The sequence below is a fragment of the Marininema mesophilum genome, from assembly GCF_900106775.1.
Taxonomy (GTDB): domain Bacteria; phylum Bacillota; class Bacilli; order Thermoactinomycetales; family DSM-45169; genus Marininema; species Marininema mesophilum.
On record NZ_FNNQ01000001.1, the window covers coordinates 155,447 to 177,179 of the forward strand.

The 21,733-nt window shown below is 47.5% G+C and carries 13 protein-coding genes; 3 read left to right on the forward strand and 10 right to left on the reverse strand.

What is annotated here, in order from left to right:
* Positions 1-144: 144 nt before the first annotated feature.
* The gene (locus tag BLV90_RS00670; RefSeq protein WP_177167823.1) at positions 145-1,653 is read right to left on the reverse strand and encodes an FG-GAP-like repeat-containing protein; all 1,509 of its coding nucleotides are present in this window, start codon (positions 1,651-1,653) and stop codon (positions 145-147) included.
* A gap of 201 nt (positions 1,654-1,854) precedes the next feature.
* Entirely contained in the window at positions 1,855-4,593 is a 2,739-nt protein-coding gene (locus BLV90_RS00675) for a calcium-translocating P-type ATPase, SERCA-type (protein ID WP_177167824.1), read from the reverse strand.
* 416 nt (positions 4,594-5,009) lie between these two features.
* Between BLV90_RS00675 and BLV90_RS00680 the strand changes: the two genes are divergently transcribed.
* On the forward strand, positions 5,010-6,725 hold the full coding sequence (locus tag BLV90_RS00680) for an Rqc2 family fibronectin-binding protein (RefSeq protein WP_091734674.1): 1,716 nt from the start codon (positions 5,010-5,012) through the stop codon (positions 6,723-6,725).
* A gap of 296 nt (positions 6,726-7,021) precedes the next feature.
* Positions 7,022-7,162 (forward strand): hypothetical protein, encoded by a 141-nt coding sequence (locus BLV90_RS16075; protein ID WP_177167825.1) that lies wholly within the window; start codon positions 7,022-7,024, stop codon positions 7,160-7,162.
* A gap of 110 nt (positions 7,163-7,272) precedes the next feature.
* Here BLV90_RS16075 and BLV90_RS00690 read toward each other — a convergent pair whose 3' ends face one another.
* On the reverse strand, positions 7,273-8,136 hold the full coding sequence (locus tag BLV90_RS00690) for a hypothetical protein (RefSeq protein ID WP_091734678.1): 864 nt from the start codon (positions 8,134-8,136) through the stop codon (positions 7,273-7,275).
* Positions 8,137-8,544: 408 nt separating this feature from the next.
* Here BLV90_RS00690 and BLV90_RS00695 point away from each other — a divergent pair, with 408 nt between their 5' ends.
* On the forward strand, positions 8,545-10,884 hold the full coding sequence (locus tag BLV90_RS00695; protein ID WP_091734680.1) for an FdhF/YdeP family oxidoreductase: 2,340 nt from the start codon (positions 8,545-8,547) through the stop codon (positions 10,882-10,884).
* Between the two features lie 83 nt (positions 10,885-10,967).
* Here the strand turns inward: BLV90_RS00695 and BLV90_RS16615 are convergent, their stop codons facing one another.
* From BLV90_RS16615 to BLV90_RS00725, 7 genes are all read right to left on the reverse strand, one after another.
* Positions 10,968-11,093: a hypothetical protein gene (locus BLV90_RS16615; protein ID WP_281241986.1), complete on the reverse strand. Its 126-nt coding sequence runs from the start codon at positions 11,091-11,093 to the stop codon at positions 10,968-10,970.
* Between the two features lie 214 nt (positions 11,094-11,307).
* Entirely contained in the window at positions 11,308-12,237 is a 930-nt protein-coding gene (locus tag BLV90_RS00700) for an ornithine carbamoyltransferase (protein ID WP_091734681.1), read from the reverse strand.
* Between the two features lie 26 nt (positions 12,238-12,263).
* Positions 12,264-13,232 (reverse strand): BtrH N-terminal domain-containing protein, encoded by a 969-nt coding sequence (locus BLV90_RS00705; RefSeq protein ID WP_091734683.1) that lies wholly within the window; start codon positions 13,230-13,232, stop codon positions 12,264-12,266.
* Positions 13,232-13,795: a hypothetical protein gene (locus BLV90_RS00710; RefSeq protein ID WP_091734685.1), complete on the reverse strand. Its 564-nt coding sequence runs from the start codon at positions 13,793-13,795 to the stop codon at positions 13,232-13,234. The genes BLV90_RS00705 and BLV90_RS00710 overlap by 1 nt, the downstream gene beginning before the upstream one ends.
* An 87-nt stretch (positions 13,796-13,882) precedes the next feature.
* A complete protein-coding gene (locus BLV90_RS00715; protein ID WP_177167826.1) occupies positions 13,883-14,926 on the reverse strand; it encodes an HAD-IIIC family phosphatase in 1,044 nt (347 codons plus the stop codon).
* A 65-nt stretch (positions 14,927-14,991) separates the two neighbouring features.
* The gene (locus tag BLV90_RS00720) at positions 14,992-16,029 is read right to left on the reverse strand and encodes an LLM class flavin-dependent oxidoreductase (RefSeq protein WP_091734689.1); all 1,038 of its coding nucleotides are present in this window, start codon (positions 16,027-16,029) and stop codon (positions 14,992-14,994) included.
* A gap of 2 nt (positions 16,030-16,031) precedes the next feature.
* Complete coding sequence (locus BLV90_RS00725) at positions 16,032-21,725, reverse strand: non-ribosomal peptide synthetase (protein WP_091734690.1); 5,694 nt, start codon at positions 21,723-21,725, stop codon at positions 16,032-16,034.
* Positions 21,726-21,733: the final 8 nt, after the last annotated feature.

Sequence of the window (21,733 nt, forward strand, 5' to 3'; positions counted from 1 at the left end):
GCATGCAATAAGCTCACTGTTTGTTCTATGAGAATACCTCAGGTAGAAAAGCCATGCAACAAGAGGGAGGGATGCGGTGTCCCTTGAGGCAAACATTCTCTAGTTTTCGCTGCTCGGTATCTTCTTGTTCGCTAACCTAAACCTCTATTCTTCTTCTGAAGGGAAGACCGTAACGATAAAGGTACCGGTAGCCGAATTACCATTGGAGTCGATAGCGGTACAAGTAACAACGGTCGAACCGATGAAAAAGAAGGATCCGGAGGGTGGATTGCAGGAATTGGTAATCGTTCCAGGACAATTATCCGTCACAATGGGGTCAGGGTAGGTGACGATGGCGCCAATGGAGTTATCTGCTTCGATGTCGATATCGTTCAGACCAGATATGACAGGAGGTTCGGTGTCATTGACGGTAACGGTAAAGGTACAGGTTTCGATATTGGTGGGATTCACATTACTAATTGCGGCACTCGTGACTAGGGTAGGAGTTCCAACAGGTACTGTGGCGGGGGCACTGATTGTGGATACGTTGGAACATTGTGGTGTAGGGAAAGGAACAGTAGCTTCACAGGTTCCTGGATCATTCGCGAGGGTAAGATCCGTACAGGTAAGTGAAGTGACACAGCTGTCCAATAAAACAGAGATGTTATCGTTGCCTAAGTTGGTGACAGCTAAATCAGGGGTCCCATCGCCATTAAAATCAGCGCTAGCAATACCCGATGGTCCAGCTCCTACAGCAAAGGTAGTTTGGGGCTGAAAAGTCCCATCCCCATTGCCTAATAAAACAGACACCGTATTACCGTCAATATTGATAACCGCTAAATCAGGAGAGCCATCGCAGTTAAAATCAGCGCTAGCAATTGCGACTGGATTATCTCCCACAGCAAAGGTAGTTTGGGGCCCAAAGGTGCCATTCCCATTGCCTATTAACACACTTATAGTATCGGCATTTTGGTTGGTAACAGCCAAATCAGGGATCCCATCTCCGTTAAAATCGGCGCTAGTAATCCCAAATGGAAGACTTCCCACAGCAAAAGTAGTTTGGGGCCCAAAGGTGCCATCCCCATTGCCTATTAATACACTTATAGTATCATCGACAACATTAGTAACTGCCAAATCAGGGATGCCATCCCCAGTAAAATCAGCGTTAGTAATCCCCAATGGATTAACTCCCACAGCAAAAGTAGTTTGGGGCCCAAAAGTGCCATTCCCATTGCCTATTAACACACTTATGGTATTATCGGTTGAGTTGGCAACAGCTAAATCGGCGAACCCATCGCCATTAAAATTGGCGCTAGTAATCGCGATTGGCACAGCTCCTACAGCAAAAGTAGTTTGGGGCCCAAAGGTACCATCCCCATTGCCTAGTAAAACAGACACCGTATTACCGCCAGAATTAGTAACTGCCAAATCAGGGAAGCCACCGCTATTAAAATTGGCACTAGTAATTCCGATTGGTACAGCTCCTACAGCAAAGGTAGTTTGGGGCCCAAAGGTGCCATTGCCATTACCTATCAAAACACTTACAGTATTGGAATTTTGGTTGGCAACAGCTAAATCAGGAATCCCATCTCCGTTAAAATCAGCGCTAGTAATCTCAAATGGTGCATCTCCCACAGCAAAAGTGGTTTGAGCACTAAAAGATGGACATACCATTTCCCTACCTCCTATCTGGTTTGATTGTGCGTGATCCTGAGGATACAAAAAATGTGGAAATTGATTCATGAATCATGGGGTTTCCCTGTTCACCATCCTATGCAAGATCCACATTCTCTCCCACTTCCCATCCCTTACAAACTCACTAAAAAACGAACTGACAACATCGTCAATTCGTCGATATTTCTCATAACATCTTTCTTATCTCTCGGTACGTGTTACCATCCGACGGAGGGGAAGCATCATGTCGAGGGCTCCCGCTGCCAATGTAGGTATTGCCGCCGCCACAGCAACTAACGCCCATTCTCGTAAAGCAAGGGAGGTGGTATGAAAAATGGGCTGAAGTGGTGGATAATACATCACACCAATCATCAGAGCTGCTGAGGAAACCACCGCCAACACAAGCAATGGATTGCTAAAAGGACTACGATGAAAAACCGTGCGCGAACTACGGCAGTCAAATACATAGATCAGCTGTGCCATCACTAAGGTAGCAAAGGCGATGGTTTGCGCACGTACAAGATCATCGGGAGATTCACTATATGCGATCCAAAATGCTACCAGAGTACTGAGACCGATAAAGAGACCTCGGCTAAGAATCTTCCATCCCACACCGCCAGCAAAGATATTTTCGCGACTGTTCCGCGGATCCCGATTCATCGTATCCTCCTCTGCTGGGTCGACTCCTAATGCCATCGCTGGCAACCCATCTGTCACTAAATTCACCCAGAGGATTTGGATGGGCACTAAGGGCAATGGAAGCCCCGCCAACATGGCTAAAAACATAACGAGGATCTCACCCACATTGGAGGCAAGTAGGTAACTAATAAATTTACGAATATTGTCATAAATATTTCGTCCTTCCTCTATCGCAGCCACAATCGTAGCAAAATTATCATCCGCAAGAACGAGTGAGGAAGCCTCCTTGGAGACATCAGTCCCCGTCACTCCCATGGCAATCCCAATATCCGCAGCCTTTATCGCGGGAGCATCATTCACACCATCCCCCGTCATCGCAACAACATGTCCTTCTTCTTGCAATGCCTTTACAATCTTTAATTTATGTTCTGGGGAGACTCGGGCATAGACATGGATATCTTTTGCCTTTTTACGAAACTCTGCCTCACCCATCTGTTGAATCTCACTACCATTAACAGTGGCTCCCCCTTGCAGGATGCCAAGTTGGCGGGCGATAGCTACCGCCGTCATTTGATGGTCACCCGTGATCATCACCGTTCGGATTCCTGCACGGCGACAGGTTCGAATCGCTTCCTTCACCTCTTCTCGAGGAGGATCGATCATCCCCGCTAGCCCTACAAAAACCAACTTACGCTCGGCTGTTCGCTCATTATCGGGAGTTGCGCCCTGCCATTCCCGGTAAGCAAATGCCAGATTGCGTAAAGCCATTTTTGCTAGCTCTTCATTCATTTGTATGATTTCTGTACGGTGGGACTCTTTAAGAGGAACGGCCCGCCCACCCTGGAGGATATGAGTGCACCGTTCGAGGAGCACATCAGGTCCTCCCTTAGTAAATAAGAAACGCTTCCCGCCCCGATCTTCCAGGAAAACCGACATCATCTTCCGCTCAGAATCAAAGGGAAATTCTCGGATGCGCGTCCAGGATTGGAGGAGACTTTCTCCCCCTACCCCACCCTTCGCTCCTGCAACAAGCAGAGCTCCCTCGGTTGGATCTCCATCTACTCGCCAGGTTTCCTGCTTCCGCCGCAGGAGACCCTCTCGAGAGGATTCGCCAATGAGACGAGCATTATTACAAAGAACAGCCACTTCAAGGAGTCGTTTTAACGCTACCTCTTTATCTGGTCTCACCTCTCGCCCATCACGATAAAAATCTCCATCGGGTTGATAGCCCGAGCCAGATAGCTCTATCTTACGGCGATCACACCAAAGATGAGTCACCGTCATCTTGTTCTGAGTAAGTGTTCCAGTCTTATCGGAGCAGATAATTGAGGCGCACCCTAAGGTTTCCACTGATGGCAACTTGCGCACAATCGCTCGTCGTTTGATCATCCTTTGTACACCAAGGGCTAGCGCAATCGTGACGATGGCAGGGAGTCCCTCAGGGATGGCGGCTACGGCTAGACTTACACCCGAGAGAAACATTTTATAGGCATCATGCCCATGCAAAATCCCCGTAACTACAACCACGGCCGTTAGGAGTAGAGCAACCCCAATCAAAATCTTTCCCAATTGTTCCAAGCGACGTTGTAAGGGAGTTTGCATCGCCTCTGTCGTCTGGATCAAGTGAGCGATGCGTCCCATCTCCGTCTCCATCCCTGTATGGACAACCACACCAATCCCGGTACCACGAACCACCATCGTACCCAGGAAAGCCATGTTTTTACGATCACCCAGAGGAACATCTCCCCTAGATAATTTCCCATTCGTTTTGCTCGTTGGAACGGATTCGCCTGTCAGAGCAGACTCCTCGATGTACATATTGGCCGTTTGAATTAAACGTAGATCCGCAGGGATACGGTCCCCACTTTCTAAAGCAACGATATCTCCTGGCACGAGATGAGCTGCTTGAATCCGGCTCCACTCACCATTTCGCATCACCCGCGCAGTAGGAGCGGATAATTCTCGCAGAGCACTTAGACTTTTTTCCGCTCGTACCTCTTGTACAAAACCAAGGACTGCATTTAGGACCACAATCGCGATAATCGCGATGGCATCGGTATATTCACCAAGCAATCCCGACACCAATGTCGCCGCTAATAAAACGAGCACCATAAAATCCTTAAACTGATTTAATAGCAGTACAACTGGGGATATACGTTCCGCCTCGGCCAACTGGTTAGGACCCGTTTGCTCCATCCGGCGGCCCGCTTCTGCATCGTCCAATCCTTCAGCAGGATCCACTTTGAAATGACCTGTCACTTGTTCTACATTCCAGTCGACGTAACGGCCTCCTTCTGACACGCTTCCTCCCCCTTTGTCCAAAGAACTCTCATGCTAACCTTATTCAGACAGGCCTTCAAACATGCTAACCTCACTGGAAGTAGCTTGATTACAGACTTACCCGACTTTCATCATCTTTGAAGCAGTAGATCTGTAAGAAAGAACCGCCATTGGTGTCTCGTTGATGGGAATAGTATGGAATGCACATATCAATATCGGCTGGATTTCACTTTTATTTAGTTTACTTTCCGTATTATTTAGCAGTCTAATAAATAGAAAAATATCAAGTATATAATGGACGGTGGATATCCTAACGACTCAACAGCCCCAAAGGAAATACCTTGGGGAGTGTCAATCCCTTGTAATCACACCTTAATCCGATATACTGGAACATGGACTCATCATGAGCGGATCTTAGATCACAGGGGGGACTCGCTATGTCCTTCGACGGAATCGTCACACGGGCAGTCGTACACGAACTTCAGGAATCACTTACCAACGGCCGTATCGCCAAAATCTATCAGCCTTCAGACTCAGAACTGATTCTCCACATACGAAATAAAGGTGCTAACCAACGTCTCCTTCTCTCGGCGCACCCTGCATACCCACGTCTTCATCTGACGGATGCACGCGCTGAAAATCCACTCTCTCCTCCCATGTTTTGTATGCTTCTTCGGAAGCACTGCGAAGGGGGTATCATCACAAGCGTACGCCAAGTAGATATGGAGCGGGTGGTGATCATCGATATCCGAGGCCGGGATGAGCTTGGCTTTGAAGTAATCCGCCAATTGGTTATCGAAATCATGGGACGCCATAGCAATATCATCTTGGTCGATCCTGCGGCGAATAAAATTATGGACGCCATCCGACGGGTCAGTCCTGCTATGAGTCGACATCGCCAAGTCATGCCAGGGATCTCCTATATTGCTCCCCCTGAGCAGGGGAAAAAGAATCCCCTCACCATTGACCGGGAAGGTTTCCTGCAAAGGATCCAATGGAACCAAGGGCAAATGGATAAACAAATTCTCCAAGGCTTCTCCGGTATCGGCCCCCAAACGGCTTCCGAGATTGTCCATCGAGCAGAGCTGGGAAATCGAGATTCTCTATGGGACTCCTTCCATAGAACGATGGAATCCATACGTGAATGTCGCTTTTCACCTGTGATTATCTATGGTAAAAAAAACGTTTTTTCCGCAATCCAACTCACCTACCTCCCAGGTGAAGTTCACACCTTTGACCATATTGGACAATGCTTAGATGCTTTTTATCTTGGTAAAGCTGAACGGGATCGAACCCGCCAGCAAAATCACGATTTAATCCGTAACCTTAAAACGGTGACGGATAAGAACGAAAAGAAGATCAAGAAGCTGGAACAAGAACTTCTCGACACACAAAAAGCGGACACTTATCGCACATGGGGGGAATTAGTGACCGCTAATATGTATCAAATTCATCGAGGGGACAAAGAGATCACTACCATCAATTATTATGATCCCGAGTCCGCATCGATTACGATCCCCCTCGACCCCCGCTGGTCCCCTTCAGAAAATGCTCAGCGTTACTTTAAGCTCTATCACAAAGCAAAGTCTGCCCGCAAATGGAATCAAGAACAAATCGAAAAAACCAAACAGGATAATGCATACCTTGAATCTGTGCTTGTTCAACTTGAGGATGCTACGACAAAGGAAGCCGAAGAAATCAAAGAAGAGTTGGTAGAGGAAGGCTGGTTGAAAGCAAGGCCACAGAAGCGAAAACCGAAAAAGGCCGAACGCCCAAAACCTACCGCCTTTCTCTCCTCCGAGGGAGTTACCATTTTCGTCGGCAGAAACAACAAACAAAACGATTACTTAACCCATCGACTTGCTTCTGCCACTGATACCTGGCTTCATACAAAAGAGATTCCAGGCTCCCATGTGGTGATCCGGGAGAAAAACTTTGGTGAACAAACCCTACACGAAGCGGCCCTCCTTGCTGCCTGGCATTCAAAGGGACGAGAATCTAGTCAAGTTCCGGTAGATTACACACTGATCAAGCATGTTCGTAAACCCTCTGGTGGACCACCTGGCTTTGTCACATATGATGAGCAAAAGACTCTCTTTATCACTCCAGATGAAGCGCTTATTCGTAAGCTGGAGAAAAACCTACAAGCTTAATTCTTCACAACAGCCTTGTTTTTTTCATACAATAAGGGCGTATGAACCCCCAGAAGAAGCAGAAGGACGACCGAGGCTTTGCTCTCAGCGAACTATCCGACAACCTTCCTTAACCTCCTCCCCAGTAACTGGGGAGGGATTTTTGTCTCCGTTTATTTTTGATGCATCAGGGGGATAAATGAAAAGGCATTCCAGCTCTTTACAATCATGAAAAAGGGTCTTTACACACCCTCAACAAATGGCGAAGAGGAGTGTGGTACCATAAACTCAAATAGGGATGGAAGGTGGGAGCACCCTTGAACCTCTTAGATATGCTGGTTTGTGCTTTTGTCACCTGTAATGTACTTTTCTTCGCCATGCTATTTGTCAAAGAAAGGTTTGAACTCCCTCAACACTACCCTGATTACCCAGCAGACGAGCAACCGCGGTTGTCCTAAGTTCACCAAAAGGAACAACGCCTACTTGTTCGCACGCTTTTCCATCTAAATAAATAATAACGGATGCTAAAAAGACGCTCCTTTGACATGGGGCGTCTTTTTCATACATCTCAGTAGATCGTTTCCTTCATATCATAACAGTAGACCTCATCTCCCACTGATAAAAATAAACGAGAATCACGAGTCCACCAACGATCAAACCTAATCTCTTCGCCTTCTTCATCAACAGGCATCACCCTCTCTAACGCTCTGCGGTTGAGAGAGCCTCTGTATAAATGACGCCGTGGGTTTCCAAAGAGGAGAATCCGCCCCCAAATAGCAAATCCTCCTGCTTGCACCAAAGGCGATCGCCAACTGAGCACAGGTCCCCCCTTCCAAAACTGTCGTACGCGAAAATCCTCGACCCGTGCCAAAATATGATCCGTAAAATAATAGATCCATGTCTCACCATTGGGTAAAGCATTTAAACCATAACAGTCTCTCACTTCAGGAAGTCCTTGTTTGATTGCCGTCTCTAAATAGCTAAAAAGAAGCTTACCTCTTAAATTAAAGCAGATAACCCCCTCACGGCTTAAAAGATTATCCCCCTCTACACCCTCTTCCATATAACCGATCCAAAAACGATCCCCCACCGCCTGAACATCCTCTATTGCATCTCCAACATGGAAGGAAGCGAGAAGGTGACCTTGATTATCATAGATAAAGGCATTATGCTCTTGATTCTCTGAAAATGCGGAAACCAGTAAAAAGCGATCCTCTGATAACGCCTGGACAAAGTGGATCTCCGTCCCGGGATCCTCTAATCGAATTCCACGCGCGGACCCACCATCCAAGGAATAGTCAGAGAGCAGGGTTCCTCCTCCTTGGGAGACAACCAGTAATCGATCACCCGTCACCCCTACTCGGACTAACGGGTGCGTCGTAACAGCCAATTCTGGCACTTGTATCGGGGAATTCATTACAATCTTATCCATGTACTTCCTCCCGTGCAAAAGCGCCGTAGAAAACACGGCTCACCCTATGGAATCCAATAATGTCCTACATCGTTACATTCTGCGACTCACTTTATCAGATAGCTACCAGAACAGCAATCTCCCTTTAGAAAGGAAGATCCGCAAGTAAAAAGGTTAACTTTCCTTTTTACCACATTAAGTGTCTAAAGAAGACGCACTCATCATTGCCCTATGCAGCTCCGCTCAAAGATTGACTTGGCCATGAAATCCCCAATCATTTAGGTATTAGTATATAAGCACACTTTAGTTCAACCGTTTCATTAGTCTAAATTGGGCCGTTTTAACCCTATACATAGTATGATACTCTGAACATAGCTATTTTGCGCAAGGATAGATGTCACAAAATTACGGATCAGGAGGCATTCAAACATGGGTAAAACCAAACACACCGGACCCATTCCCCTCCCTAAAACCCCTAACCCGGATCTATGGGTAAGCCCCATCCCCTTCGGTCTTGGTAAGGTAAAGCCCCATCATATTCGAGATACCGCCCGTGCGGCTTGGGAAAACCGAGATAATCTCGCCTACGCTACCCGTATCCTCACCCAAGGAGTTTGTGATGGTTGTGCACTTGGCGTAGCTGGTCTATCCGACCAAACCTTGACCGGCCCCCATCTATGTACTACTCGTCTCAATGTACTCCGTCTCAACACCATGCCAGCCATTCCAGCTGAAACCCTCCATTCAGACATCGAACAACTACGAAGGATGAATAGCACCCAATTACGTAAACTGGGGCGTATTCCTTATCCCCTACTTAGGGAACCTGGTGACCGTAGCTTCCGCCGAATTTCGTGGAAAGATGCACTTAATCGAATCGCTAACAAAATGAAAAGCCTTGACCCTCATCAATTCGCCTTTTATCTCACATCCCGCGGTATCACCAATGAATCTTATTATGCCGCCGCAAAAGTTGCCCGCTACCTTGGAACCAACCATGTAGATAACGCTTCCCGGATCTGTCACTCCCCCTCTAAAACCGCATTAAAACGTTCCCTGGGAATTGGTGCTTCCAGTTGTAGTTACAAAGACTGGATCGGCACCGATGTCCTTGTCTTTTGGGGCTCTGTCGCCGCCACCAATCAGCCAGTCTCTACCAAATACATGTACGCCGCCAAACGTAAGGGTACCAAAATCATCGTTATTAACCCTTATCATGAGCCCTCTATGGATCAATATTGGATTCCCTCGATTCCCGAATCCGCCCTATTCGGCACCAAATTGGCGGATGATTTTTACTCCGTCAACATTGGAGGGGATATCGCCTTTATGAATGGTGTGATGAAACATTGGTTTGCAATGGAGGAGAAACACCCAGGATCTGCAATCAATCATTCCTTTATAAATGAACATACCCAGGGATTTGACCAACTAAAAGAACATGTGTGCCAATATGAGTGGCAAGACCTTGAAGCATCCGCGGGTCTAACCCGAGAGCAGATGATCACCTTCGCAGAATGCCTCGCCCAGGCAAAATCCGCCGTCTTCGTTTGGTCCATGGGCTTAACCCAACACCGCTTTGGTACGGACAACATCTCCCAGGTAGCCAATCTCGCTCTACTCCGTGGCTTTATTGGCCGTGAACACTGTGGGGTAATGCCGATCCGGGGGCACTCTGGGGTTCAAGGTGCTGGGGAAATGGGTGCAGATCCCTTTAGCTTACCTGGTGGTGGATTTGAAGCAGAGAACATCGCTCGTTTAGAAAATCTCTGGAGCTTTTCCATTCCCCGCTGGCAGGGAGATACAGTAGGCGTCACCCTTGAGAACGCACTCCTTTCCGAGGAGCACTCCCAACGGATCCGTCTTTATTATCTATCGGGAGGAAACTTTTTAGAAACCATGCCAGATCCCACCTTCATTCGCAATAGTTTGGAAAATCTAGATATCCGCATACACCAAGACATCATTTTCAACACCTCGACTCTCCTGGATGCTCGCGAAGCGGTCATTGTTCTCCCAGCCATGACCCGTTACGAACAACCTGGGGGAGGAACTTCCACTTCAACCGAACGGATGGTCTACTTTTCCCCGGAAATAGATGGCCCTCGTATCGAAGAAGCTCGTCCCGAATGGGAAATTTATCGAGAGTTAGCTAGCCTCATTCACCCTGAAGAGGCTAATCAACTAGGATTACAATCGGCAGAGGCCATTCGCAAAGAGATCGCCCATGCCGCCCCAGACTATGATGGGATCCAGCATCTAAAGCAAAAAGGGGATCTCTTTCAATGGGGAGGTGCCTGGCTATGTGAAGATGGGACTTGCCCTACACCCGACGGTCACGGCCACCTGCTAGCCATTGATATTCCCGAACGGCGTATCGGGGAGGATCAATTTGCCATCACCACTCGGCGTGGAAAACAATTTAACTCCATGATTTACGGAGAAGTGGATCCCTTTAATGAAGCAGAACGCACAGATATCTTGATCCATGAACAGGATGCTCAGCGTCTTCATATTCAAGAGGGCGACGCTGTAGTCCTTCATAATACCCATGGTCGACTACAAGGAAAGGCCCGTTTTGCTCCCATTCGCACAGGAAATTTAGCTGTCCATTGGCCTGAAGGGAACACTCTCTTGCCAAAGGGGGTATACGAAAAGTACGCCCAGATTCCAGAATACAATGGGACGGTCACACTGGAGAAGGCGGAAATTTTTTATGGGCGGAAGGAGACGAAGGGACGTAAAAAGGAAGAAGAAGTAGAAGTGTGATCCCTTTAAACCATTATGTTTAGAGAATAAAAAAAGGCTGTTCCGATGCTAGATAGCGTCAAAAACAGCCTTTTTCTTTATGATTAAACCATACGAATATTAGAAGATATCTCCTCTATGAGATCATCACACTCAACCTCCGCCTCCTCCATCTGACCCACCGCTGTCGCCTCCACTATCCCAGCCTGAGTCACTATCAAAACCTCCATCATCCGATCCCCAATCACCAACACCAAAAAATCGAGATTTTATATGACTTTTCTTCCGCGAAGATCGAGTATTGTATAAGGCAGCCAACCACAACACAACGCACAGTATTATCCCCATTAATACCATATACCAGCGCCCCCAACTTGATGAAATACCATTTTATCCATTTCGCTAAAAAACCTCCTAAATATGAAAACTATGTCTATTATAGAGTTATATTTTACCCTTTCCCAAACACCATTCTAGTGTCGCTAGCGCACTATGTAATTTGTTTTCCGCCTGATCGAAGGCAATACTTGCTGGACCATCTAGTACTGTTGCACTCACCTCATCCCCACGATGAGCGGGTAGATCGTGCATAAAGATCGCATTTGGGTAGCGCTCAAGTAATTTTTCAGTCACTGAAAAGGGGCGAAATTTATCTCGCCAGGTGGGCTCCGCTTTACTTGTTCCTGTTGTCTCCCACCGGGTCGTATAAATGACATCAACTTCACCTGGTAAATTCGTTGCATCATGGCATTCGATCACCTTTGCCTGGGAAGATCTCGTATACCTGTGCGACATGTCAAGGATGGATTGTGATAAACCGTAACCCGCTGGGGTAAGGAGATGCAGAGTTATATCGGGGAATCTGGATAGAGAGAGGGCCAGAGCGGCGGCTGTATTATTCCCTTCACCAAGATATAGAACGCGAAGTCCCTGTAATTCACCAAAATGTTGTTGCATAGTCGTCAGATCGGTTAGTCCTTGTGTTGGATGCTCATCCGCACTCATCGCATTAATCACCGCCATCCGTTCCTGGGAGGCAAATGCCTGCATTTCTTGCGGACTTCCAGCGGTTCGTGCTACTAATCCATCTAACATCCGAGACAAGACCCGCGTAGTATCGTCTATCGATTCTCCGGTATTTTCTTGTAGATCATCTGGACCATAGGAGATAATCTGCGCACCCAATCGCAGGGCTGCTGCTGAAAATGCGGTTCTCGTTCGAGTAGAGGTCTTACGAAAGTAGATCCCGATCACATTGCCCGATAATGGCTGACTCGGCAGTACTTTACCCTCGGCAAATTCGACCCCTCGCGACACTAGATAACCGAGCTCTTGATCAGAAAGATCTGCAAGGGTAATTAAATGTCTTTTCATCACTGGATGCCACCTTTATATGAAGGTTACTTACCTTTGACTGACAAAAAGTTCTCCATTTGCTCCACAACCAAGCGCTCTTGTTCCTGTACTCGTTCAAGTCGCTTAAAGATTCGTGGTTTCATCCCCTCATGATTGCCTGCTACTTTGGCACGTAATAACATGTTCGATGCCGCCCGCCAACATTGGGCAGCTTCTTCTACCGGGCTCGTAAGTTGACCCAAGCCCATCCTTTTTAAGAAGGCGCTATAATTGTCTCGTGAATAGGCTACTTCCTTTATATCGCAGTACATTTCTTCCATGAGATCCTTTGCCGCTGACTCTTCTAATGACAACATCTCATCTAATTTCTTGATCAATCGAACAATGACACCAAAGCCATAAATCCCTGATCCAAGGGACTCCATTCCGTCAAGTAGAACGCCCTCCATGATCGCACAATTCTTTTTGATTATCGTAGTGGCATCCTCTATATCTGGCAGTTTCAATTCATTTTCAGAGATTTGTAGATAACTAAAGGTGATATCGGGTAAACAATGGCTGTTGTAGGCATCCAATGTTTTTTTCAAATCACTGCGGGAGAGTGTCCCAATGAATTGAAAAAAGTGATCGCAAATGTGATAACTCCCATCTTCTAGCCGTAACATCTCGATACTATGGGGATTATGCTGTTCTCGATAGTACATGCTGTAGGGTAATTCATAGATATCAACGGGCACGACAACGTTCTGGCCTCGAGTTAATAAATCATCCAAACGATCCAATAGGCGATCATTGCAGGAAAATTTCTCTGATATTACCTTTACCCCGCGTAGACAGTTGTCCACGCTCTCAAAATAGGGGGTCATTTTCCAATGATTTTCCGACTCTTCATAATATAGGCCCGCTTGGTTCCATGCATAATCCGGATGAATGCCATTTCGCTCAAGAATAGCGGCTAAGACAAGGTGAAAACAATTTTTATTCGAGTCGACATATGCAGTAACTTCTCCCATTAGTCGTTTCCCCCGCTTTCAATCGTGATGGCAAAGATATGCATGGAAGGATTATCCTCGAAACAGATCGTATCAATAGAGAACTCTCCCTCTAAATCAAGAGATGTATGCCAGAGGATCGGTTTAAAGGTATCCTTGGGTCCTACCCGTGTATTCACATGGGTGAATTGCAGAGCGACACGGTTTTGGGGAAAGAATGGCTCCCGTTCAATAAAATTGGTCAACGCAAGGCGAGATACGCGGACGAGCTTTCCTTCACGAAAAAACTGTACGCGGTCAAAAAAGTTACCATTGGTTGAAACACCCAGGATATGAACTTGACCTGCCAGCACCTGCGCGAAAGAGAGGGTTTGTCCTTCTAATTCAATGTTGTCTCCCTCATCGGTACGACTAAATAGAAAAGGGATCTCCTCACAGATCAGTCCCGTCTCTATCGGCACTTCCTCCAAAGGGAAAGAACAGCCCCCTACGGAGATAAATCCTAAGTGATGATCGATATTGGCTTGTGTTATCCCACGGTTATTTATATAAGGGGTTATATCTAAGGGTGTACATTGCCTCATTTAAAACCACCTCACCATTTATTTATTGGAATCGGGCTGTTGACTGAAGTTCATCAACGCGCCGGGTGAACCATCCATTCATGGCTACTAGAAACTCTCTTCCAGTTGGGGCACTTGCACCTCGATATAAGGGGGGAATGGGTGGAGCTTCTCTAAATTATGTTCAAGGATAGAGATGTCCTCGCGCTTATCTACCTCGTTAAATCCAGCTAGGCGAAAGGTGACAAACATCATCCGGTTACGTTCTGTTTGGCAAAACTCAGCCAAAAAACGTTTGCGGGCTTTCTTTGTCCTTTGCATCAAATGGGTCAAAAGCACTGTTCCAACGCCACGGGACATGACACGACAAGACATCAGTAAGAGCTTTAAGTAATCAGCTTCTGCAGTCTTCTGAATAAGTGCAAGACCTATTTTTCCATAGGAGCCATATCGATCCGTTAATTCACAGACGAGTAGGAGATGATTCGGATCTTGACGAAAAATGTTGAGTTCATCGTAGTCGTAGGTAATCCCGGTTGAATTAAGCTGATTGGTACGCACCGTCAGCTCCTCAGCACGTTGAAGGTCCTCCTCCCGCGCTTCACTGATCACGAACTTCATATCGAGGGAGGCTAAAAATTCCTCCTTCGGTCCCTCAAAGGTCTCCTCCTCCTGCTGGCGTTTCATATCCTCTATAACCATCAAGCGGCGCCTTGTGGAATCCTTAGTAATGATCCTCGGTTGCAGGCATGGACGGGTTAGCAACTCCTTATAACCCGCTGCGTCGATACAGAGCACATCCTCGTGTACACTCTTCACTTCTTCCAATTCAAAGGGTTGATCATCGATAAAGGCGAAGGTATCGATACCGATATTCAAGTTTTTGCGAATGTTTTCGATGGAGGTTGATTTAGCATTCCAATGGATCTCTGGATAGAGAAAGTACTCTGCCAAGCCAAATTCCTTCAGCTTGGCTAAGGCATCCTCACGATGATTCTTACTCGCAATGGACTGTAGAATCCCTCGGCTATCCAACTCACGGATGATCTCCGGGATACCTGGCTTCAATGTGACATGAGGGGACTCTAGCAATACACCCTCCCACATCGTATGATCCAAATCCCAGACGACACATTTGATCTCTTTACTCAAGGTCATACCTCCTCTTCATCACCCAAACCAGCGCGTCACTGACTCTAGCAGTAGGTTCGCTATTTTCATGCGGTGCTCATCGCCTTCTCTTTCAAGGGGCGTAGTACGTTTTGACCAATGCGTTCGATTTCGGAGTCACTAATCTGGGAGGTGAGGAGAAAGTAACTAGCCCCTGCCTCCCTAAAATCAAGAAGCGTGGATATCACATCTTGGTAGTTTCCAACGATGGAGACGGAATTGGAGGGGTTGACGGCACTTAGTCCCCCCCACAGATGCTCGTCTACCCAGTAGTCATCCTCTGCACGCAGGTTTTTGTACCGACTGAGCCCCACCGAGTCTGCATTTTTCAGAAACAGTTTGGTCATTCTCTTTAAGGTTTTAGGCGTTCTCTTAAGCAGTTCATTGGCGGTCTCAAAGGCCTCTGCAGTAGTCTCTCGGGCAATGATATCAACCAATACGGCACACGGGATCTCATTACGGCCGTATTCCTTTGCATAGCCTTGCACCTTTGCAAAGTGTTCCCTTAAGGTTTTGCGATCGGTTGCATAAAGAATATAAGCGTCGCCATGTTGGGCGGCTACCCGCATCGCATCCTCGGAGGAGCCGGCTATAAAGTATCGAGATGGACGCTCTGGATTCTCCTTGGGATAAATGTCGCTATTCTCTACTTGATAGAAAGTACCCGTAAAGGTGGTGACTCCCCCACGGAGTTGTTGGAGCAGATCGATATACTCCCTTGTACGCGCGTAGCGTACACCATGGGCTTCCGGTTTACCGTCACGGGCTAAGACAATCGAGGCACTGCCTGTAACGACATTGACATCAACGCGATCACCGATTAGTTGATTTAGGGTATTTACCGCTTTAGCTGTAACGGTGGGCAACATCTGGTTCGTATTTTGGGCAACGAGAATCCTTACGCTCTCTGTGCTCATTCCGATTAACGTAGTCGCAACTAGCGGATCGACGGAGGTTGGTGCAACGGAAACTAGCACCGCATCAAAGTGGTTCGCCTCCGCACGCTTGGACTGATCGATATATGCATCCAATAAATCCTTGGTTTGAGGAGTTGGAATGACAGGTAATCCCCAACAAAATTCCATCGTTAATCCCCTCCTCGATCTTCCTGGACTCGGTAACTTTCAAGGTGTTCTGCAAGCAGACGAATCGTTCTATGTTCATAGACAAGGAGCTCCGCCTCGTCAATCGCTCCATTCTCTTCTAAAGCAAGGTCTAGCTCCACAGCTGCTAGCGAGTTTCCACCCAGTTCAAAGAAATCGTCATCGATGCTCACCTCATCCCTCTTAAATAACTGTTTCCAAAATTGGACCAGTTTTCGTTCCAGTTCAGTACGCGGCTTGGCCAGCGAAACAGCCTCTTTCTGAACACCTATCGGGATGGATACGAGTGAGTTACGGTCGATTTTGCCACTGGATGTGCGCGCCATTTCCGTAAGTGGGTGAAAAAAAGCCGGCACCATGAAGTTTGGTAGGAAGCGACTCACATGTGTTTTGATATGGGTAGGCTCTATCAACCGATCTGCAACATAATAGGCAACCAATTGTTTATTACCTAGCGAATCCACCTGATCCACTACAACAGCCTCGATAATCCCATCCAATTGGTAGAGTAGAGTTTCGATTTCACCCAGCTCGATACGGAAGCCATTTACCTTCACCTGGTGATCGATCCGTCCGAGGAATTCGATATTGCCATCTGGAAGCCAGCGCGCAAGGTCACCGGTATGATACATCCGCTCCCCTTCAATAAATGGATGGGGGCGGAATTTTTTTGTGGTAAGTTCGTGTTGATTTAGATATCCCCGAGCAAGGCCTGCACCTGCGATAAATAACTCGCCGACTACACCGATGGGAACGGGCTTCTCCTGTCCATCAAGGATGTAGCCCTGTACATTGGCAATGGGTCGACCAATGGGAACATGGACAGACTCCTGCAAATTTGTGAGCGGATATCGAGTGGTAAAGACGGTTGCCTCGGTTGGACCATATAGGTTGTCTAGTTGGACATCTGTACCTAAGCGATGGAATCGTTCTACTAAATCCTTTGTCACCGTTTCACCGCTAAGTAACAAATATTTTAATAGCTTGAGAGGTTGTCCATTGCCACCTAGTGCATTGAGGAAAGCGCCAAACATCGATGGGACAAAATTAAGCAGACCCACGTTGTACTCAGTAACCGCACGTAGGATCGCTTTTGGATGACGATGATCGCCTTCTTTTAAAATGGCGAGACGGCCACCCATTATCGTCCAACCAAATAGCTCAGGGACAGAAACGTCAAAGGTGTAGGGAGTTTTCAACAAGAAAGTATCAGACGCCATCATTGGATACTCCTGCTGCATGGCATGTAAGAAATTAATAATATTTCGGTGTTCAACCATCACCCCTTTTGGCTGACCCGTTGAGCCCGAGGTGTACAAGATATACGCCAAATGTTCGGATGCCGTGACGGAGGGTAAGTTGCTAGGATCACCCTGGTAGATTTCTTTATCGGTCACATCCAAAATAGATCCTGAAAAATCGACTTTCTCCCGCCAGTCCCTTTGGGTTAATAGCATGCTAGCTCCACTATCCCGTAGCAAATATTGAATGCGATCTGTGGGGAACTCCGGATCTATCGGTACATAAGTGCCTCCGGCTTTTAAAACAGCATAGATGGCAATGACCATCTCTTGTGAGCGGCTCAGTAGCAACCCCACGCGATCCTCTGGCCCCACTTGACATTCACGGAGGTGCCTGGCTAGTTGATTGGCTCGTGCGTTTAGCTCCCCGTAGGTCAATATCCCTTCCTCCGAAATAAGGGCATCTCTCGCCGGGTACTCCTCAGCCTGCTTTTCTAGCAATTGATGAATCAGTCCGGTTTCTTGCCAGTCGCTTGCTGTCTGATTAAAGGTAGTGAGAAGATTTTGCGTCTCTTCCTCATCTAGCAAAGAAACATCTTGCAAGGCTTGATGGGGCTTTTGAATGACATCTTCCAGTATCCTCAAATAATGTTGGGAAAACCTCTCCATCGTCTCCCGTTTGTAAAGTTTGGTAGCGTATTCCACCGCCAGCAACATTCCATCAGCCTCTTGATGAAACTCGAGCGTAATATCAAACTTGGCCGCATGGTGGGTAAAGGGATAGGGTGTAAAAGTTAGGCCTTTAGCCACACCAGGCTGACGGGTGTAGTTTTGCATAAACAACATCGTGTCAAACAACGGATTACGACTGGAATTACGCTCTAATTGCAAACGATCCACTAATTCCTCAAAGGGATATTCCTGGTGTTGATAGGCTTCAATCGCATGTTGTTTTACTTCATCAAGCAATTGGCTGAAGGTTTTGTCCCCTGTAGGACGATTACGTAGAGCCAAGGTGTTCACAAACATACCCACCATTGATTCCTGATCACTGTGCAAGCGGCCAGCGATGGGGGTGCCTACGATAATATCCTCCTGCTTCGTGTATCGATGAAGGAGCACGTTATATGCTGCAAGGAGAAGCATGTATAAGGTCACACCCTGTTGTTCGGCGAAGCTTTTCAACTGCTCTGTCAAGTCTGCGGGTAGGTCAAATTGCAAACGATCCCCAGCAAAATGTTTATTTAGTGACCGCGGATAGTCTGTCGGCAACTCCAAAACGGGAACCTCATCACTAAATTGGTTGATCCAGAAACGCTCCTGCTCCCTCATCTCCTCACTCTGCACCTGTTCGCGTTGCCAAACTGCGTAGTCTTTATATTGCAAATCTAAAGTTTCAAGGCTTTCACCCATGTACAAACGGATAAACTCCTGCTCGAGGAGGGCAAGGGATACGCCATCTGCGATGATATGATGGAGGTCAAATAGTACATAGTGTAGGTTAGGCTGACCGCTGATCGAGATGAGTCCCACACGGAACAACGGTGCCTTTGTCAGATCAAAGGGACGGATAAAGGCTTGAATCAGGGCTGGAATCTCCTGTGTATCGAACCCTTCAAACCGTTCAACTTGAAAAGGCACCGGCTCTCCAACGATCTGAACCGGCTGACCATTTTTAAATTGGAAGGAGGTACGTAGGGATTCATGACGCTCAACCAATGATTGAACAGCAACTGTAAGTCGTTCAGCTGCAAAGGGGCCATCCACCTTTAGAACACCAGGGATGTTATACGCCGTACCAATACCCTCAAACCGATTCAAGACATAGAGACGTTTTTGTGCGGAAGAAACAGGATAGTCTTCCCGCTCTTCTTGCCGTTGCAATCCCGTATAATCCTTTTGCTCCGCCGACTGCACATAAGCCGCTAAATCGAGAATGGTTGGCTTTATGAATGCTTCACGTAGGGGAATATCGACGCCTAAGTCCCGTTTGATATGAGAAGCAATCGTAGTAATTTGGAGCGAATTGCCACCCCGTTCAAAGAAACTATCGTGAATACTGATTTCTTCTACCCCAAGCACTCTACACCAAATATCCGCCAATGCCCTTTCAACATCATTGCGTGGCGCTTCAAAGGTGCTACTCGATTGAAGCCTTTCCGGAGCGGGTAGTGCTTTTCGGTCAATCTTCCCATTAGGGGTAACTGGAAATTTATCCATTGGAATCAGATAAGTAGGTACCATGTAGTAGGGTAAATCCTCTGCCAAAGAGCGGCGAATATCCGCTACATCAACAGGTATCTCCAGGACTACATAGGCACAAAGGTGGGCATCTTCATTCTCCGCCGTTTTCCGAAGGGTAACCACTGTATCACGAACCGATGGCAGAGCCCGCAACCGGCTCTCAATCTCCCCTAGTTCAATTCGCATGCCGCGAATCTTCACTTGATCATCGATTCGTCCTAGGTAGTCTAAGTTTCCATCAGGTAACCAACGTGCAAGATCCCCCGTACGATACATGCGGCCTTCGTCGACCATAGCTGTCGAAGCAGCAAAGGGATTAACTTGAAATTTCTCTAGGTTACTTTCTGGTCGATGAAGATAACCCCGAGCCAAACCATTCCCCGTTATGCACAGTTCACCGGGTACTCCGATGGGTTGGAGCTGATTTCGTGGACCCAAAATAAGAACCTTTGAGTTCAGTAATGGCGACCCAATCGGAACGCGTTGCATAGTTGCTAGTTTTTCATAGGAGATGTGATAGCTACTTGCATTGACTGTTGCCTCGGTTGGTCCGTAGGCATTCGTTAACTGTGGTTTTTTGGCGCCGAATCGCTCCAGGAAGCCCTTGGCTAGCAACGGGGGTAAGGTTTCTCCGGCGATGATGAGATGGCACAGAGCAAGATCCTCTCCATATTGGAGATGATCCATCATGTGGCGCAGGTGAGTCGGTGTACCATCAGTCACTTCTATTTGATGGTAACGAAAGAAATCAAGAAGTAGCCCCCCGTTCAGTCGGGCCTCCTCCGGCACAATATAAAGGGTATGGCCAAATAAAAGCGTTCCAAAAATCAGCTGTATAGAAGCATCAAATTCAAAGGGCGAGACGAGTGCTGCGCGGAAGGGGGCTTCATATAGGGAATAAATCTCCCTCCACATTCCCCAGGTAAAATTGACAACACTCTTATGCTCAATCATGGTCCCCTTCGGTTTGCCCGTGGAACCCGAGGTGTAGATCACATAGGCCAAATCATTTGGATGACTGACAGGAGGCAATTCCTCGGCCTCCACAGTAAGCAATTGCCTGTATACTTCCGGGGTGATCAACAGGGGGGAATCGCAATCCTCCAATACTTCCTGGACACGATTGGCTGGCCAATGGGGGGAAATGGGCAGATACGCTGCCCCAGCCTTCATGATACCGAGGAGCGCAACAATCGTTTTCGAGTTCCGTTCAGGTAACAGACCCAGGATGTGACCGGAGCCAATCCCCTTATGGCGTAAGGCGGTAGCGACACGATCTGCCTGTTGTTTTACCTCAGCATAGGTAAGGGAGCTCCCCTCCGCTACGACGGCCAGTCTATCCGGGGTATTGGCCGCCTGCTGATCAAATAGCTGGACGAGCGTACATTCATGGGGATAATCCGCCACTGTATCATTAAAATGCAGCAGTTCCTCCTGCTCCCCTGAGGGAATCCAATCTAGCTCAACATGAGGAATATCCGCATGCTTTACTGCCTGAGCAAGCAGGGATAAATAATGACCTCCGAGTCTTGCAACCGTACCGGGGAGAAATCGCTCGGTACGATAGTGGATCGTTCCTATAAAACGACCATTCTCCCGGCGAAAGGAGAAGATCATTTCCGGGGCAGCAGGCTCAAGATAGTCAATATCCTGCAATTCTTCGAGCACAATGGCTGTCCGAAAGGGAAAGGAACGACCTTCAGGTAGTTCCTCATTCAATTGATCCTTAAGGGTGATCAGGGGAAAGTTTTGATGTTGGATCGCCGCAGAGGTCGTGTCACGCACCTGCATGAGAAGCTGCTTAAAACTCATCTCATCCTGAACTTTCTGGCGCAGAATGAGAACCGTGTTGATAAAATCTGCCTCCTCCTGTTGACGGTTCACCGGTGCTCCTACCAGGACGTCTTCCAACCCCGTGTATTTATTTAAAAGCAAAGTCAGCCCAGCCGTCAGCACCATAAATAGGCGAAGGTCGGAATGGTTGGAAATTTCCCCAAGACGATTAGACAACTCCTCGTCGAAGTCGAAGGGGATAGAGGCCAAGCCCCCTTCTCCCTCCAACCCAGCCACCCGATCAGAGGGAAAGCGGCTGTCAGCTAGCTCCCCCGCCAGTTGGCCCAACCAGTAGCGGCGTTCTCTATTTTTTTGCTGGCCTGCTATGATGAGATCTTCTGTGACGATTCGCGCTGCCATTTCGAACC

Bases quoted from the DNA above. Each gene is read 5' to 3' on its own strand.
- BLV90_RS00670 (WP_177167823.1), bottom strand. From the start codon at position 1,653: ATGGTATGTCCATCTTTTAGTGCTCAAACCACTTTTGCTGTGGGAGAT.
- BLV90_RS00680 (WP_091734674.1), top strand. From the start codon at position 5,010: ATGTCCTTCGACGGAATCGTCACACGGGCAGTCGTACACGAACTTCAG.
- BLV90_RS00690 (WP_091734678.1), bottom strand. From the start codon at position 8,136: ATGGATAAGATTGTAATGAATTCCCCGATACAAGTGCCAGAATTGGCT.
- BLV90_RS00695 (WP_091734680.1), top strand. From the start codon at position 8,545: ATGGGTAAAACCAAACACACCGGACCCATTCCCCTCCCTAAAACCCCT.
- BLV90_RS16615 (WP_281241986.1), bottom strand. From the start codon at position 11,093: ATGGAGGTTTTGATAGTGACTCAGGCTGGGATAGTGGAGGCGACAGCG.
- BLV90_RS00700 (WP_091734681.1), bottom strand. From the start codon at position 12,237: ATGAAAAGACATTTAATTACCCTTGCAGATCTTTCTGATCAAGAGCTC.
- BLV90_RS00705 (WP_091734683.1), bottom strand. From the start codon at position 13,232: ATGGGAGAAGTTACTGCATATGTCGACTCGAATAAAAATTGTTTTCAC.
- BLV90_RS00710 (WP_091734685.1), bottom strand. From the start codon at position 13,795: ATGAGGCAATGTACACCCTTAGATATAACCCCTTATATAAATAACCGT.
- BLV90_RS00720 (WP_091734689.1), bottom strand. From the start codon at position 16,029: ATGGAATTTTGTTGGGGATTACCTGTCATTCCAACTCCTCAAACCAAG.
- BLV90_RS00725 (WP_091734690.1), bottom strand. From the start codon at position 21,725: ATGGCAGCGCGAATCGTCACAGAAGATCTCATCATAGCAGGCCAGCAA.